Source organism: Pseudomonas sp. FSL R10-0399 (assembly GCF_009600165.1).
GTDB classification, from domain to species: Bacteria; Pseudomonadota; Gammaproteobacteria; order Pseudomonadales; family Pseudomonadaceae; genus Aquipseudomonas; species Aquipseudomonas helleri.
This window is the reverse complement of the sequence record NZ_WIWK01000059.1, coordinates 1-14124: the sequence shown is the minus strand read 5'-3', so window position 1 is coordinate 14124 and position 14124 is coordinate 1. Positions and strand designations below refer to the sequence as shown.

Annotated in this window: 17 protein-coding genes and 1 tRNA gene; 5 read left to right on the top strand and 13 right to left on the bottom strand. The window is 57.8% G+C overall.

Annotation, left to right across the window (positions count from 1 at the left end):
* Positions 1 to 15 precede the first annotated feature (15 nt).
* The 7 genes from hscB to trmJ all read right to left on the bottom strand — a co-directional run bounded on the left by hscB (position 16) and on the right by trmJ (position 4986).
* The gene (hscB, locus tag GHO41_RS16990; protein WP_048367092.1) at positions 16 to 537 is read right to left on the bottom strand and encodes a co-chaperone HscB; all 522 of its coding nucleotides are present in this window, start codon (positions 535 to 537) and stop codon (positions 16 to 18) included.
* An 8-nt stretch (positions 538 to 545) separates the two neighbouring features.
* Positions 546 to 869, bottom strand: a complete 324-nt coding sequence (iscA, locus tag GHO41_RS16985) for an iron-sulfur cluster assembly protein IscA (protein ID WP_048367093.1) — start codon at positions 867 to 869, stop codon at positions 546 to 548.
* Between the two features lie 66 nt (positions 870 to 935).
* Positions 936 to 1322, bottom strand: coding sequence for a Fe-S cluster assembly scaffold IscU (iscU, locus tag GHO41_RS16980; RefSeq protein ID WP_003443374.1), 387 nt, complete (start codon positions 1320 to 1322; stop codon positions 936 to 938).
* 94 nt (positions 1323 to 1416) lie between these two features.
* Positions 1417 to 2631, bottom strand: a complete 1215-nt coding sequence (locus GHO41_RS16975) for an IscS subfamily cysteine desulfurase (RefSeq protein ID WP_048367095.1) — start codon at positions 2629 to 2631, stop codon at positions 1417 to 1419.
* Between the two features lie 49 nt (positions 2632 to 2680).
* On the bottom strand, positions 2681 to 3172 hold the full coding sequence (gene iscR, locus GHO41_RS16970; protein ID WP_047273839.1) for a Fe-S cluster assembly transcriptional regulator IscR: 492 nt from the start codon (positions 3170 to 3172) through the stop codon (positions 2681 to 2683).
* A 264-nt stretch (positions 3173 to 3436) separates the two neighbouring features.
* Complete coding sequence (gene cysE / locus GHO41_RS16965) at positions 3437 to 4213, bottom strand: serine O-acetyltransferase (RefSeq protein ID WP_153389541.1); 777 nt, start codon at positions 4211 to 4213, stop codon at positions 3437 to 3439.
* Between the two features lie 2 nt (positions 4214 to 4215).
* The gene (gene trmJ / locus GHO41_RS16960) at positions 4216 to 4986 is read right to left on the bottom strand and encodes a tRNA (cytosine(32)/uridine(32)-2'-O)-methyltransferase TrmJ (protein ID WP_048367099.1); all 771 of its coding nucleotides are present in this window, start codon (positions 4984 to 4986) and stop codon (positions 4216 to 4218) included.
* Between the two features lie 143 nt (positions 4987 to 5129).
* Here trmJ and suhB point away from each other — a divergent pair, with 143 nt between their 5' ends.
* Positions 5130 to 5945 carry an inositol-phosphate phosphatase gene (gene suhB, locus GHO41_RS16955; protein ID WP_047273836.1) on the top strand — a complete coding sequence of 272 codons (816 nt, stop codon included), beginning with the start codon at positions 5130 to 5132 and terminating at the stop codon, positions 5943 to 5945.
* Positions 5946 to 6096: 151 nt separating this feature from the next.
* Here the strand turns inward: suhB and GHO41_RS16950 are convergent, their stop codons facing one another.
* From GHO41_RS16950 to queA, 6 genes are all read right to left on the bottom strand, one after another.
* Complete coding sequence (locus GHO41_RS16950) at positions 6097 to 6624, bottom strand: glycine zipper 2TM domain-containing protein (protein ID WP_048367100.1); 528 nt, start codon at positions 6622 to 6624, stop codon at positions 6097 to 6099.
* A 124-nt stretch (positions 6625 to 6748) separates the two neighbouring features.
* Complete coding sequence (gene secF, locus GHO41_RS16945) at positions 6749 to 7663, bottom strand: protein translocase subunit SecF (protein WP_048367102.1); 915 nt, start codon at positions 7661 to 7663, stop codon at positions 6749 to 6751.
* Between the two features lie 9 nt (positions 7664 to 7672).
* Positions 7673 to 9541 (bottom strand): protein translocase subunit SecD, encoded by a 1869-nt coding sequence (gene secD, locus GHO41_RS16940; protein ID WP_048367103.1) that lies wholly within the window; start codon positions 9539 to 9541, stop codon positions 7673 to 7675.
* 66 nt (positions 9542 to 9607) lie between these two features.
* Complete coding sequence (gene yajC, locus GHO41_RS16935) at positions 9608 to 9946, bottom strand: preprotein translocase subunit YajC (RefSeq protein ID WP_048367104.1); 339 nt, start codon at positions 9944 to 9946, stop codon at positions 9608 to 9610.
* Between the two features lie 42 nt (positions 9947 to 9988).
* Positions 9989 to 11104 (bottom strand): tRNA guanosine(34) transglycosylase Tgt, encoded by a 1116-nt coding sequence (tgt, locus tag GHO41_RS16930; protein ID WP_082148614.1) that lies wholly within the window; start codon positions 11102 to 11104, stop codon positions 9989 to 9991.
* A gap of 11 nt (positions 11105 to 11115) precedes the next feature.
* The gene (queA, locus tag GHO41_RS16925) at positions 11116 to 12177 is read right to left on the bottom strand and encodes a tRNA preQ1(34) S-adenosylmethionine ribosyltransferase-isomerase QueA (RefSeq protein ID WP_048367107.1); all 1062 of its coding nucleotides are present in this window, start codon (positions 12175 to 12177) and stop codon (positions 11116 to 11118) included.
* Positions 12178 to 12283: 106 nt separating this feature from the next.
* On the opposite strand from queA, the gene GHO41_RS16920 reads away from it, so the two are divergent.
* The 4 genes from GHO41_RS16920 to GHO41_RS16905 form a co-directional block, all read left to right on the top strand.
* Positions 12284 to 12368 (top strand) — tRNA-Leu (locus GHO41_RS16920).
* Between the two features lie 549 nt (positions 12369 to 12917).
* Entirely contained in the window at positions 12918 to 13211 is a 294-nt protein-coding gene (locus GHO41_RS16915) for a DUF3077 domain-containing protein (protein ID WP_153434188.1), read from the top strand.
* Positions 13212 to 13372: 161 nt separating this feature from the next.
* Complete coding sequence (locus GHO41_RS16910; RefSeq protein ID WP_123751394.1) at positions 13373 to 13873, top strand: sigma-70 family RNA polymerase sigma factor; 501 nt, start codon at positions 13373 to 13375, stop codon at positions 13871 to 13873.
* Positions 13873 to 14124 (top strand): DUF4880 domain-containing protein (locus tag GHO41_RS16905; protein WP_153434187.1); only part of this gene is annotated, 252 nt, incomplete at its 3' end. The genes GHO41_RS16910 and GHO41_RS16905, both read left to right, overlap by 1 nt.

Here is a 14124-nt window from a genome sequence, read left to right as displayed (position 1 = left end):
CGTGGCGGCACTGGGTTAATCGTCGAGGCGCTCTTCTAACTGGCGCACTTCGTAGGTGAGCTTGTCGAGGAACTGCATGCGGCGCATCAGGCGTTCAGCCTGTTCACGCTGTGCAGCATCATCCCAACAGGCAGCGAAGCTTTCGTTCAATTGGTTCTGAGCGGCTTTAAGACGACGCTTGAATGCGGCAACACCCGCTACATCGGCATCGTCTTGAAGGTCTTCAAGCTCTTCGCGCCATTGCATCTGCTGCATCAGAAACTCGGGGTCATGCACCGTGACTTCAAGGGGCATGTCGCCACCACTCATCGCGAGCAAGTAACGCGCACGTTTAGAGGGGCTTTTGAGTGTCTGATACGCCTCATTGAGGCTGGCGGATTGCTCCAGCGCCAGTCGCTGCTCACGCTCGGAAGCATCAGCAAAGCGGTCCGGGTGCACACCACGCGCCAACTCACGGTAACGCGTGGCCAACTGATCGAGGTCCAGATTGAAGCTCGGCTGCAGTTCAAACAAAGCAAAATGACAAGGAGTACCCACGACTGGCCTCAGATGTTGAAGCTCTCGCCGCAGCCACATTCGCCGCGCACGTTGGGGTTATTGAACTTGAAGCCTTCGTTGAGGCCTTCCTTGACGAAATCCAGCTCGGTGCCGTCAAGGTAGGTCAGGCTTTTAGGATCAATGATCACTTTTTCGCCATGGGTTTCGAAGACTTGATCGTCTGCGCCCACTTCATCGACAAACTCCAGCACATAGGCAAGACCGGAACAGCCCGTGGTGCGAACACCCAGACGAATCCCCTCACCTTTGCCGCGCCCATCAAGGGAGCGGCGAATATGCTTGGCCGCCGCCTCTGTCATGCTGATAGCCATCGTGACTCCTTACCTCTCGCCAGTATCATCACCGGCCCTTGCCCTTTCAGGCACAGGCCATTCGGGTCAGATCAAACCTTTCTTCTGCTTGTAGTCGCGAACGGCGGCCTTGATGGCGTCTTCAGCGAGTACCGAGCAGTGAATTTTTACAGGTGGCAAGGCCAGTTCTTCAGCCAGCTGAGTGTTCTTGATGGTCTCTGCTTCATCCAGAGTTTTGCCCTTCATCCACTCGGTTGCCAGGGAGCTGGAAGCAATTGCCGAACCGCAACCATAGGTCTTGAACTTGGCATCTTCAATGATGCCCTGCTCGTTCACCTTGATCTGCAGACGCATAACGTCGCCGCAGGCCGGTGCACCCACCATGCCGGTACCGACATCTGGGTCTTCCGCGTCCATCTTGCCGACGTTGCGCGGGTTTTCGTAGTGGTCAATGACCTTTTCGCTGTAAGCCATGGTACTAATCCTCACTCATCAGAGTCGCTCTTCAGACGCTGTAAAACTGCTATTCGCTGCGCTCTGCAGCGTCTGCTTGCGGCGACTTAAGTTATTAGTGCGCCGCCCATTCGATTTTCGAAATGTCGATGCCGTCTTTGTACATGTCCCACAGCGGCGACAGGGCGCGCAGCTTGGTAACAGCCTCGCAAACCTTCTGCGCGGCGTAGTCGATTTCTTCTTCAGTGGTGAAACGACCGAAGGTGAAACGGATCGAGCTGTGTGCCAGTTCGTCATTTCGGCCAAGGGCACGCAATACATAGGACGGCTCAAGGGAAGCAGAGGTGCACGCCGAACCGGACGATACTGCCAGATCCTTGAGCGCCATGATCAGCGACTCGCCTTCAACGTAGTTGAAGCTCAGGTTCAGGTTGTGCGGAACGCGGGCGGTCATGCTGCCGTTGACGTACAGCTCTTCAAGGTGTTCAACCTGCTTGAAGAAACGGTCGCTCAAGGCTTTGATACGGACGTTTTCAGCGGCCATTTCTTCTTTGGCGATCTGGAACGCTTCACCCATGCCCACGATCTGGTGGGTGGCCAAGGTGCCCGAACGCATGCCGCGCTCGTGACCGCCGCCGTGCATGGCAGCTTCGATACGCACGCGAGGCTTGCGGCTTACGTACAGTGCGCCGATGCCTTTAGGGCCGTAGGTTTTGTGAGCCGAGAAGGACATCAGGTCCACTTTAAGCTTGGCCAGGTCGATTTCAACCTTGCCGGTCGACTGGGCAGCGTCCACATGGAACAACACGCCGCGCGAGCGAGTCAGCTCGCCAATGGCTGCGATGTCGTTGATGGTGCCGATTTCGTTGTTGACGTGCATGATCGACACCAGAATGGTGTCTTCACGCAGTGCGGCTTCTACCATGGCCGGGGTGACCAGACCATCTTCACCTGGCTCGATGTAAGTCACTTCAAAGCCTTCACGCTCCAGCTGACGCATGGTGTCGAGAACGGCTTTGTGTTCAATTTTGTCGGTGATCAGGTGCTTGCCCTTGGAGGCATAGAAGTGTGCTGCGCCTTTGATTGCCAAGTTGTTCGCTTCGGTCGCACCGGAGGTCCAGACAATTTCACGCGGGTCGGCGTTAACCAGATCAGCAACCTGACGGCGAGCGTTTTCTACCGCTTCTTCAGCTTTCCAGCCGAAGACGTGAGAGCGCGAAGCCGGGTTACCGAAGTTCCCGTCAACCAGCAGGCAGTCGCTCATTTTTTGGGCAACGCGCGGATCAACCGGGGTGGTGGCTGAGTAATCAAGGTAAATCGGCAATTTCATGGACTATCTCCTAAATCAGGCTGGCTGGCGCACCGTCGTTTTTATGCAATCACTCGACGGCGGACGCTTCGATCTTATCCAGGTGCGGCGCTTTGCCATTACAGCGGCGCTGATCCTGACGCTGGGCTACTTCTTGTACCTCACGGCGAGTAACAAGATCAGCCAAGCTGATACCACTGAGAAATTCGTGGATTTGCAGGCTCAAATCGCACCACAGGTGGTGGGTCAGGCACGTGTCGCCGGCATGGCAATCGCCAAGGCCCTGGCAGCGCGTGGCGTCGACCGATTCGTTCACTGCATCAATCACCTGGGCAACCTGAATACCTTGCATGTCGCGCGACAGCTGATAGCCGCCGCCAGGGCCACGAACGCTGGAGACCAGGCTGCTGCGGCGCAATTTGGCGAACAGTTGCTCAAGGTAGGAAAGAGAGATGCCCTGGCGCTCGGAAATATCAGCCAGGGACACCGGCCCGTGCTGTGCGTGCAACGCTAAATCGAGCATTGCAGTTACGGCGTAGCGGCCTTTTGTAGTCAGTCTCATGGACAGGTACCACGGAATTCGGAATGGAGGCGAGTATGCTATTCCCGACTGTTTAAGTCAACTATTAGACCTAGTACTTTAGTCGGGATTACCCGCAAAGAGCGGCGGCATTGTAGCAGGGTCTGCGGCGTAATGGCACATGAAGCAGATCCAACGGCCACACACCATCAATGTGGGAGCGGGCTTGCCCGCAATGGCTTCGACGCGGCGCTTCAGGCAAACCGCGCAGAGGCTATCGCGAGCAAGCCCGCTCCCACCGGCCAATTACACCGCCTTGCTTTCGTCCTTGCCCTGGACGCAGGCGAAGTCTTCTTCGCGCAGTTCTGGCAGTTCTTTGGCGCAATAAGGGCTGCCCAAGTCTTTCAAGGCCCCGCACATGCCGTCCAGCTTGCCGTCAACCGCCTGCAAGTGGTCCAGCAACTGGGCAATGGCGCGCGCCACAGGGTCTGGCATGTCTTCGCTTACGCCATAGGCATCAAAACCGATTTTCTCGGCCATGGCTTTGCGCTTCGCCTCGGCCTCATCATCACTTTTGACGATGATCCGACCCGGAATGCCGACCACGGTCGCGCCCGCAGGCACCGCCTTGGTCACCACCGCATTGGAGCCTACTTTAGCCCCCGCACCGACGGTAAACGGGCCCAGTACCTTGGCGCCCGCGCCTACCACGACACCGCTTTCCAGTGTCGGGTGGCGCTTGCCTTTGTTCCAACTGGTGCCGCCCAGGGTTACGCCCTGGTACAAGGTCACGTCATCACCGATTTCAGCGGTCTCACCGATCACAATGCCCATGCCGTGGTCGATAAAGAAACGACGACCAACCTTGGCACCCGGATGAATTTCAATCCCGGTCAGCCAGCGGCCAAAGTTCGACACCAGGCGCGCAAGCCACTTCCAGCCCGCGCCCCACAACATGCCCGAGAGGCGATGGATCCAGATCGCATGCATGCCCGGGTAGCACGTCAACACTTCGAAAGCATTGCGCGCCGCCGGGTCACGATGGAAAACGCTTTGAATATCTTCACGCAGACGCTCGAACATCATTAATCCTTGCGCTTTAGCAGCTCGCCACGGGCCGCTTTTTGGGTTTCGGTGAGAATGCCACGCAAAATGTTCATCTCTGCACGACTGACCGAGCTGCGCCCGTACAGTCTGCGCAGGCGCGCCATCAGATGACGCGGTTTTTCCGGGTCGAGAAATTCGATAGCCACCAACGTCTGCTCCAGGTGCTCGTAAAAGCGCTCCAGCTCATCCATGGTCGCCAGCTCCGTGCTTTTAGTGGAGGCGACTTCTTCTTTTTCAATCTTGCTCGGCTGACCTTGCGCGGCCAGCCAGGCCATGCGGATCTCGTAGCTCAACACCTGCACCGCTGCACCCAGGTTCAGGGAGCTGAACTCAGGGTCGGACGGGATGTGCACATGGTAATGACAACGCTGCAGCTCTTCGTTGGTCAGGCCGGAGTCCTCACGACCGAACACCAACGCGATTTCAGCGCCCTGCCCCGCCTCTTCGACGACTTTTTGCCCACATTCGCGTGGATCCAGCAGCGGCCAAGGGATACGGCGGTCACGAGCACTGGTGCCCAACACCAGATTGCAGCCCACCAGCGCATCTTCCAGCGAGGCGACGACTTGCGCATTTTCAAGAATATCGCCCGCGCCGGACGCCCGGGCATCGGCCTCGTGATGCGGAAAGACCCTTGGCTCGACCAGCACCAAACGCGACAACCCCATGTTTTTCATGGCTCGCGCAGCACCGCCGATGTTGCCGGGATGGCTGGTATTGACCAGAACGACACGAATATTAGACAGCAATGGGAGCGCTCACAGACCGGTAAAAGGGAGCAAATCTTACCTAAGCCCATCACCTTAAGCTACGTAAGCAAACGCAAACCTTCATCTGCCAAAATTTTCTGTTAGAATGTCCGGCTTTCTTTAACGACCTAGGTGAAACGTCCATGCAGCCCATGCTGAATATCGCGCTGCGCGCCGCCCGCAGCGCCAGTGAATTGATTTTCCGCTCCATCGAGCGCCTGGATACCATCAAGGTTGACGAAAAAGACGCCAAGGATTACGTCTCTGAAGTCGATCGTGCTGCTGAACAGAAAATCATCGACGCCTTGCGCAAGGCTTACCCGACGCACGGCATCCTCGGTGAAGAAACCGGCCTGCACGCAGGCAGCGGCGAAGGTGCAGACTACCTCTGGATCATCGACCCACTGGATGGCACCACCAACTTCCTGCGCGGCGTTCCTCATTTCGCTGTCAGCATCGCCTGCAAATACCGTGGCCGCCTTGAGCACGCCGTTGTTCTCGACCCGGTTCGCCAAGAAGAATTCACTGCCAGCCGTGGCCGTGGCGCCCAACTGAACGGTCGCCGTCTGCGCGTAAGCGGTCGCACCAGCCTTGAAGGCGCCCTGCTGGGTACCGGCTTCCCGTTCCGCGACAACCAAATGGACAACCTGGACAACTACCTGGGCATGTTCCGCAGCCTGGTCGGCCAAACTGCAGGCATCCGCCGCGCAGGCGCTGCCAGCCTGGACCTGGCCTACGTGGCCGCTGGTCGTTTTGACGCGTTCTGGGAGTCGGGCCTGTCCGAGTGGGACATGGCAGCAGGCGCACTGCTGATCCAGGAAGCTGGCGGCCTCGTCAGCGACTTCACCGGCAGCCACGATTTCCTTGAAAAAGGCCACATCGTTGCCGGCAACACCAAGTGCTTCAAAGCTGTGCTGACTGCAATCCAGCCACACCTGCCGGCTTCGCTGAAACGCTAAGCGAACCTCGCGCACAAAAAAAGCACCTTTCGAGGTGCTTTTTTTGGTCTGCTTTAACTGTAGGAGGGGCCGGTCGACGCTCGATTGCCTCGCGATCTGTTAAACGATCAAAAGATCGCGAGGCAAGCTCGCTCCTACAGTTTTCAGCGCATCAATTCAGAATCAAGTTGCCCTGCTTATCCACGGCAATTTCATTGCCCGGCTCGTGATCCATACGCACTTTGCCTTCCTTGCCATTGAGCGTGTATCGCACGTCATAACCGACCACCTTTTCACTGATGTCGTTGACGGTGTTACAGCGCGTCTGCGTCGTGGTGTACGTGTCACGCTCCTGCATTCCTTCCTGCACCCGGTTACCGGCGTAACCACCGCCCAAGGCACCCGCCACAGTGGCAATTTTCTTGCCGCTGCCGCCGCCGACCTGATTACCCAACAGGCCACCCGCCACCGCACCAATCACACTGCCGACGATTTGGTGCTCATCCTTGACCGGCGCACGGCGTGTGACAGTCACGTCTTTACACACCTCACGCGGGGTTTTAATTTGCTGCGAGACCGGCTGAACAGCCAACACCTGAGCAGACTCAGGGCCTTTAACCAAGCTGTAAGTGGCAAAAGCGCCACCGGCAGTGACACCGACAGCCCCCAACACCGCACCTACCAGCAAAGACTTGTTCACGTGAACCTCCAGACCATCACACGTGGGAATATTCCCACATCCATCACTCCCAGCCTTGGAGCATAAAAAAAGGCGCGAGTTCAATACTCGCGCCTTTTAGGTGACCACCGGGATTAACAGAACGTTATGGACGGTCGTCGATTTCCTTCTCGCTCGCCGCTGGAGGAATCAAATCCTCGGCGCTGAGCTTGAGCCAGATCAACACTACGTTGGCGATGTAGATCGACGAGTAAGTACCCGCCATCACACCCACGAACAGGGCAATCGAGAAGCCCCACAGGTTGTCGCCACCAAAGATCAACAGAGCGGCAATGGCCAGCAAGGTCGACACCGAGGTCGCCACGGTACGCAGCAGGGTTTGCGTGGTCGAAATGTTGATGTTCTCAACCAGCGTCGCCTTGCGCAGCACCCGGAAGTTCTCACGAACCCGGTCGAATACCACGATGGTGTCGTTGAGCGAGTAACCAATAATCGCCAGCACCGCCGCCAGCACCGTCAGGTCGAAGGTGATCTGGAAGAACGACAGCACGCCCATGGTCACGATCACGTCGTGCACCAGAGAAACGATCGCACCGACCGCGAACTTCCACTGAAAGCGGAAGGCCAGGTACAGCATGATGCCGCCCAGCGCCATCAGCATGCCGAGGCCGCCCTGGTCGCGCAGCTCTTCACCGACCTGCGGGCCAACGAACTCAACGCGCTTGATGACCGCAGGGTTGGCCGAGTCGGCCTCGCCCAGCGCCGCCGCTACCTTGTTGCCCAGCAGCGGGTCATCGCCCGGCATCCGCACCAGCAGGTCGGTTGTCGCACCAAAGCTCTGTACCACGGCGTCGTGGAAGCCGGCCGTAGCCAGCTCATCACGCACCTTGGTCAGATCAGCCGGCTTCTCGTAGGTCAGCTCGATGAGCGTACCGCCGGTGAAGTCCAGACCGTAGTTCATGCCCTTGTGGAACATGCTGAACAGCGCCAGCACGGTAAGCAGCACAGTGACGCCGAACGCAACGTTGCGCACGCCCATGAAGTTGATAGTACGTAACATGGCAGCCCCTTAAATCCACAACTTCTTGAAGTCCCGACCGCCGTAGATCAGGTTGACCAATGCTCGGGTCACCATAATGGCCGTGAACATAGAGGTGAAGATACCGAGCGACATGGTGACCGCAAAGCCTTTAACCGGCCCGGTACCCATGGCGAACAGAATCCCGCCGACCAACAGGGTTGTCAGGTTGGAGTCGACAATCGCCGTGAATGCACGATTGAAGCCCTCATTGATCGCCCGCTGCGGTGTCATGCCTGTGGCCAGTTCTTCACGAATACGCGAGAAGATCAGTACGTTGGCGTCGACCGCCATACCCATCGTCAGAACGATACCGGCAATACCCGGCAGGGTCAGGGTTGCACCCAGAATCGACATCAGGGCCAGCAGCAAGACCATGTTGCCCGCCAATGCCACCGTCGCGATCACACCGAAGAAACGGTAGATAGCGATGATGAAGATCGACACAAACAGCATGCCCCACAGCGAAGCATCAACACCTTTGGCAATGTTGTCCGCACCCAGGCTCGGGCCAATGGTGCGTTCTTCAGCGAAGTACATCGGTGCAGCCAGACCACCGGCACGCAGCAGCAGTGCAAGTTCCGACGCTTCACCCTGACCATTCAGACCGGTGATCCGGAACTGACTGCCCAGCGGCGACTGAATGGTCGCCAGGCTGATGATCTTTTTGTCTTCTTTGAACGACTGAACCGGTACGTCCTTCTCAACACCGTCAACCACTTGCTTGGTGTAGGTCGTCACCGGGCGTTGCTCGATGAAGATAACCGCCATGCTACGACCGACGTTGCTGCGCGTCGAACGGCTCATCAGCTCGCCACCATGACCATCAAGCTTGATGTTCACCTGTGGACGGCCGTGCTCGTCAAAGCCCGCCTGAGCGTCAGTCACCTGGTCACCCGTAATGATCAAGCTGCGCTCGATCTGGGCGGCAGGACGATTGCCCTCGCGGAATTCGAAAGTCTCGGAAGTGGCTTTCGATGCGCCCGGCTCAGCGGCCAGACGGAACTCAAGGTTGGCCGTCTTGCCCAGAATACGCTTGGCTTCGGCGGTGTCTTGTACGCCCGGCAGTTCAACCACGATGCGGTTGGCACCCTGACGCTGAACCAGAGGCTCGGCAACACCCAACTCGTTAACCCGGTTACGGACGGTTGTCAGGTTTTGCTTGATGGAGTATTCACGGATTTCCGCCAGCTTGGCCGGGGTCATCGCCAGACGCAGAACCGGCTGGCCATTGAGGTCCGCTGCCGTTACGTCGAAGTCATTGAAGTTTTTGCGGATCAGGCCGCGCGCTTGCTCACGGGTTGCTTCATCGCTGAAACCCAGCTGAATGGCACCGTTGAGTTGCGGCAGGCTGCGGTAACGCACTTTCTCTTTACGCAGCAGGCTTTTGACATCGCCTTCGTACACTTTCATGCGTGCATCAACGGCTTTGTCCATGTCCACTTCCAGCAAGAAGTGCACACCACCCGACAAGTCCAGACCCAATTTCATTGGGTGAGCACCCAGGCTACGCAGCCACTGAGGCGTTGTCTGCGCCAGGTTGAGCGCAACGACGAAGTCGTCACCCAACGCTTTACGCACAACATCCTTGGCTGGCAACTGGTCGTCTTTCTTGGCCAGACGCAGCAAACCGGTTTTGCCGTTCTGAGCCAGGGAAGCACCTTTGACAACGATACCGTCGTCGGTCAGCGCCTTGCTTGCGCGGTCCAGATCAGCTTCAGTCACCTGCAATGCCGTGCTCGCACCCGACACCTGAATGGCCGGGTCATCCGGGTACAGATTGGGAGCGGAATAAATAAAACCGATCGCCAGCACTGCCAGGATCAGTATGTATTTCCACAGAGGGTATTTGTTCAGCATCAATCACGCCGCCCGCTTAAAACGCGGGGCGCCTTGCGCGCCCCGTCGATTGTTAAAAGTTGAAACTTAGATCGCTTTCAGCGTGCCTTTAGGCAGCGTGGCTGCAACCGAGCCCTTCTGAATTTTCAGCTCTACAGTGTCAGACACTTCGATGACAACAAAAGCGTCGGAAACTTTAGTGATTTTGCCGGCGATACCGCCAGTGGTCACAATCTCATCACCTTTTTGCAGGTTACCCAACAGGGCCTTCTGCTCTTTGGCGCGCTTGGCTTGTGGACGCCAGATCATCAGATAGAAGATGACCAGGAAGCCGACCAGGAAAATCCATTCAAAGCCGCCGCCCATTGGGGCAGCAGCGGCAGGTGCTGCACCGTCCGCGAAAGCGGAAGAGATGAAAAAGCTCATTAAGCACTCCAGTTGCAATGTTGGTTCTTAGAGGTACGAAACTTAGTCCAAAGGCGGCACAGGAAGCCCGCGCTTGGCATAGAAGGCATCGACAAAGGTGGCCAATGTACCCTGTTGAATAGCCTCGCGCAAACCAGCCATCAGCACCTGATAGTGCCGCAAATTGTGGATGGTATTGAGCATGCTACCCAGCATTTCGCCGCACTTGTCCAGATGATGCAGATAAGCGCGAGAGAAGTTCTGGCAGGTATAGCAATCGCAGGTCGGATCCAGCGGCGAATCATCATGGCGATGGAACGCATTGCGGATCTTCAAAACACCCGTGTCGATAAACAGATGCCCATTGCGGGCATTGCGGGTTGGCATCACGCAATCGAACATGTCCACACCGCGGCGCACACCCTCCACCAGATCTTCTGGCTTGCCAACCCCCATAAGGTAACGAGGTTTGTCAGCAGGCATCATTGCGGGCAGGTAATCCAGCACCTTGATCATTTCGTGCTTGGGCTCGCCCACCGACAGACCGCCGATGGCCAGGCCGTCAAAGCCGATTTTGTTCAGGCCTTCGAGCGAACGCTCACGCAGGTTCTGATGCATGCCGCCCTGAACGATGCCGAACAAGGCTGCGGTGTTGTCGCCATGGGCGATTTTCGAGCGCTGCGCCCAACGCAGCGACAGCTCCATGGACACACGAGCCACGTCTTCATCGGCGGGGTACGGGGTGCATTCGTCGAAAATCATCACCACATCAGAGCCCAGGTCACGCTGAACCTGCATCGACTCTTCCGGCCCCATGAACACCTTGGCGCCGTCAACCGGGGACGCAAAGGTCACGCCCTCTTCTTTAATCTTGCGCATGGCACCCAGGCTGAACACCTGGAAACCACCGGAGTCAGTCAGGATCGGCCCTTGCCACTTCATGAAATCGTGCAAGTCGCCGTGCTTTTTGATCACCTCAGTGCCCGGGCGCAGCCACAGGTGGAAGGTGTTGCCCAGAATCATCTGCGCGCCGATGGCTTCAATATCACGCGGCAGCATGCCCTTGACCGTGCCATAGGTGCCCACAGGCATGAAAGCCGGGGTTTCAACCACACCACGGGGGAAGGTCAGGCGACCACGACGAGCCTTGCCATCAGTGGCCAGCAGCTCGAAGGACATACGACAGTTGCTCATGCTTGATCCTCTGGGGCCGGGGCTGGAGCCGTCGGCGCGGGATTGCGGGTGATGAACATCGCATCACCGTAACTAAAGAAGCGGTACCCATGCTCAACCGCAGCCTTATAGGCCGCCATGGTTTCGGGATAACCGGCGAACGCCGAAACCAGCATCAACAGCGTGGATTCCGGCAAATGGAAGTTGGTCACCAGGGCATCGACCACATGAAACGGGCGGCCCGGGAAGATGAAAATGTCAGTGTCGCCACTGAACGGCTTCAGCACACCGTCACGCGCCGCGCTTTCCAGCGAGCGCACACTGGTGGTGCCCACCGCAATCACCCGCCCGCCACGCGCACGGCACGCCGCCACGGCGTCAACCACATCCTGGCCGACTTCGAGCCATTCAGTGTGCATGTGATGGTCCTCAAGGCGCTCAACGCGCACCGGCTGGAACGTACCCGCGCCCACGTGCAGCGTGACAAACGCCGTTTCGACGCCCTTGGCAGCGATGGCCTGCATCAGCGGCTCATCAAAGTGCAGCCCCGCAGTCGGCGCCGCCACAGCACCCAGGCGCTGAGCGTAGACCGTTTGATAACGCTCGCGGTCGGCACCTTCGTCCGGGCGGTCGATATACGGCGGCAACGGCATATGCCCGACGCGATCGAGCAGCGGCAACACCTCATCGGTAAAGCCCAACTCAAACAACGCATCGTGGCGGGCCAGCATCTCGGCTTCGCCGCCGCCATCAATGAGGATTTTTGAGCCTGGTTTTGGCGACTTGCTGGAGCGCACATGCGCCAGCACCCGATGACTGTCGAGCACCCGCTCAACCAGAATTTCCAGCTTGCCACCCGACGCCTTTTGGCCGAACAAGCGGGCTGGAATCACCCGGGTATTGTTAAACACCATCAAATCGCCTGGGCGCAAATGCTCAAGCAAATCAGTGAATTGACGATGTGCCAGTGCGCCACTCTCCCCATCCAGGGTCAGCAGGCGACTGTTACGGCGCTCCGCCAAAGGATGGCGTGCGATGAGTGAATCAGGGAGCTCGAAAGTAAAGTCAGCAACGCGCATGATAGGTTTCGTCTAGCAGGGCCGGGGAGTTTAACGGACTTAGTAAAAATAGACCAATAAGTTGTTGACCGACCTAAATGTCATCTCTATACTTCGCCGCCATTGAGCCCTGATGGCGGAATTGGTAGACGCGGCGGATTCAAAATCCGTTTTCGCAAGAAGTGGGAGTTCGAGTCTCCCTCGGGGCACCATCTTAAAGAAAGACCTTGATTATCAAGGTCTTTTTTTTCGCCTGTAGAAAAGATCAAAAGATCGCGAGCAAGCTCGCTCCTACAAATTTGCGTGCACCCCTCCCCCGTAGCAGTTGACGAGCACCGCGAGGCTACGTCCGGCTGCGAAGCAGTCGTAGTTATTTCGCAGCCACGCATCCTGTAGTCGCTGCCGAGGCACGAAGGCTGCGAGGGGCTCTCCAAGATCAAAAGATCGCGAGGCAAGCTCGCTCCTACAAATGGCGCCTGCCCCACGTTTGCCCTTTTCAACCGGGAGGGTTACTCTCGCTCCGTCGCTGCCCATTCAGCGACCGGACGTCGCGGTCCGAGCATATACAGGCGCACAGGCGCCACCATTTCAATAGCTGGCGCTTTTTTGTGCCCGCTAGTCTGTTATGGCGGCTGTGTGTGGGAGACCTTCGGGTCTGCCGGGGTTCCTGTATGCCCGGTCCGCGAACCCGCACATGGCTGCCACCCTTATTCGTTTCGCGGCGAACTGTGGCAGCTCCTCACATACAGGAGTTACGCCCAATGACACGCCCTGCTTCCCCTTTAATCCATACCACCGGCGCTGCCACGTTTGGCACGTGCAATGCTCAGAATCAACGCTTGTTCAGCGTCAACCCCGGTATTTCGGGCGTTGAGGCGATGGAGCATGCTTCTCTGCTGATGAACTGCGTCAACACACTGTCGTTTCTCGGCGCCATGGACGATGGCAACGAAGCCATGCGCTGGGCTTCGCATTATCTCAGCGAGATGGCCAAGGCGGTCATTGATGACCTCACATTGGGACTGCAGCAGGCTCAAGAAGGGGATGCGGTTTAAGATTAACTGCGCAGAAAACCGGCCACCGCGCCGGTTTTTTTGTGCGACACATCGGTAACCCCGCACGCTAAGCGCCCTCTCCCACTCAACCATCTTGCACAATTGCAGCGCGATCTAGACAATGCGACTCATTATCAATCAGTGATATTGGTTGGCCACTTATGCCCGCTCCTGACCATTGCGCCCTGCACCTGTTGTACAGCGAACATAACGGCTGGCTCAAAAGCTGGTTGCGCGCGCGGCTGGGTAACGCCAGCGATGCAGCCGATTTGGCTCAGGACACGTTTGTACGCTTGCTGGCGTCCCGTGATATCGAGCAGATCCGCGAGCCGCGCACTTACTTGAGCGCCATTGCCCGTGCACTGATGATCGACAAGTTCCGGCGCCGTGCCCTGGAGCAGGCGTACTGCGAAGCGCTGGCCCTGCACCCTGAGCCGATGGATATTTCGCCCGAAAAACGCCTGCTGATTCTCGAAACCCTGGTGGCGATTGATTCCATGTTGGACGGCCTGGGCGAGCGCACGCGGCAGATTTTCCTCAGCGTTCAACTGGAAGGCCTGAGTTATGTGGCCACCGGCAAACGCTTGGGGGTGTCGGTGACCACGGTCAAAAAGCACGTGATCCGCGCCATGACACACTGCTTGCTGTTAACGGAAGACTGATGGCACCGCCTCTCGATCTTCACACCCTCGAAGCCGCCGCCACCTGGTATGTGCGGCTCAGCAGCAGTGCGCCCAATGAGGCAGACCAACAGGCGTGGGCCGCCTGGTTGCAGGCCAGCCCGCAGCATGCACGGGCCTGGGCGCGCGTGGAGAAACTGCAAAGCCAATGGGCCGGGCTGCCGGCAGAGGTTACGTTGACAACCTTGGCCGGGGTGAAGGCGCGTCGCCGCGCGGTGCTCAAAACCCTGGGC

Excerpts from the sequence above, each read along its gene's own strand:
- iscU (WP_003443374.1), bottom strand. The coding sequence starts at position 1,322 with ATGGCTTACAGCGAAAAGGTCATTGACCACTACGAAAACCCGCGCAAC.
- queA (WP_048367107.1), bottom strand. The coding sequence starts at position 12,177 with ATGCGCGTTGCTGACTTTACTTTCGAGCTCCCTGATTCACTCATCGCA.
- iscR (WP_047273839.1), bottom strand. The coding sequence starts at position 3,172 with ATGAGACTGACTACAAAAGGCCGCTACGCCGTAACTGCAATGCTCGAT.
- secD (WP_048367103.1), bottom strand. The coding sequence starts at position 9,541 with ATGCTGAACAAATACCCTCTGTGGAAATACATACTGATCCTGGCAGTG.
- GHO41_RS16975 (WP_048367095.1), bottom strand. The coding sequence starts at position 2,631 with ATGAAATTGCCGATTTACCTTGATTACTCAGCCACCACCCCGGTTGAT.
- suhB (WP_047273836.1), top strand. The coding sequence starts at position 5,130 with ATGCAGCCCATGCTGAATATCGCGCTGCGCGCCGCCCGCAGCGCCAGT.
- tgt (WP_082148614.1), bottom strand. The coding sequence starts at position 11,104 with ATGTCCTTCGAGCTGCTGGCCACTGATGGCAAGGCTCGTCGTGGTCGC.
- cysE (WP_153389541.1), bottom strand. The coding sequence starts at position 4,213 with ATGTTCGAGCGTCTGCGTGAAGATATTCAAAGCGTTTTCCATCGTGAC.
- secF (WP_048367102.1), bottom strand. The coding sequence starts at position 7,663 with ATGTTACGTACTATCAACTTCATGGGCGTGCGCAACGTTGCGTTCGGC.
- iscA (WP_048367093.1), bottom strand. The coding sequence starts at position 869 with ATGGCTATCAGCATGACAGAGGCGGCGGCCAAGCATATTCGCCGCTCC.
- yajC (WP_048367104.1), bottom strand. The coding sequence starts at position 9,946 with ATGAGCTTTTTCATCTCTTCCGCTTTCGCGGACGGTGCAGCACCTGCC.
- GHO41_RS16915 (WP_153434188.1), top strand. The coding sequence starts at position 12,918 with ATGACACGCCCTGCTTCCCCTTTAATCCATACCACCGGCGCTGCCACG.
- GHO41_RS16910 (WP_123751394.1), top strand. The coding sequence starts at position 13,373 with ATGCCCGCTCCTGACCATTGCGCCCTGCACCTGTTGTACAGCGAACAT.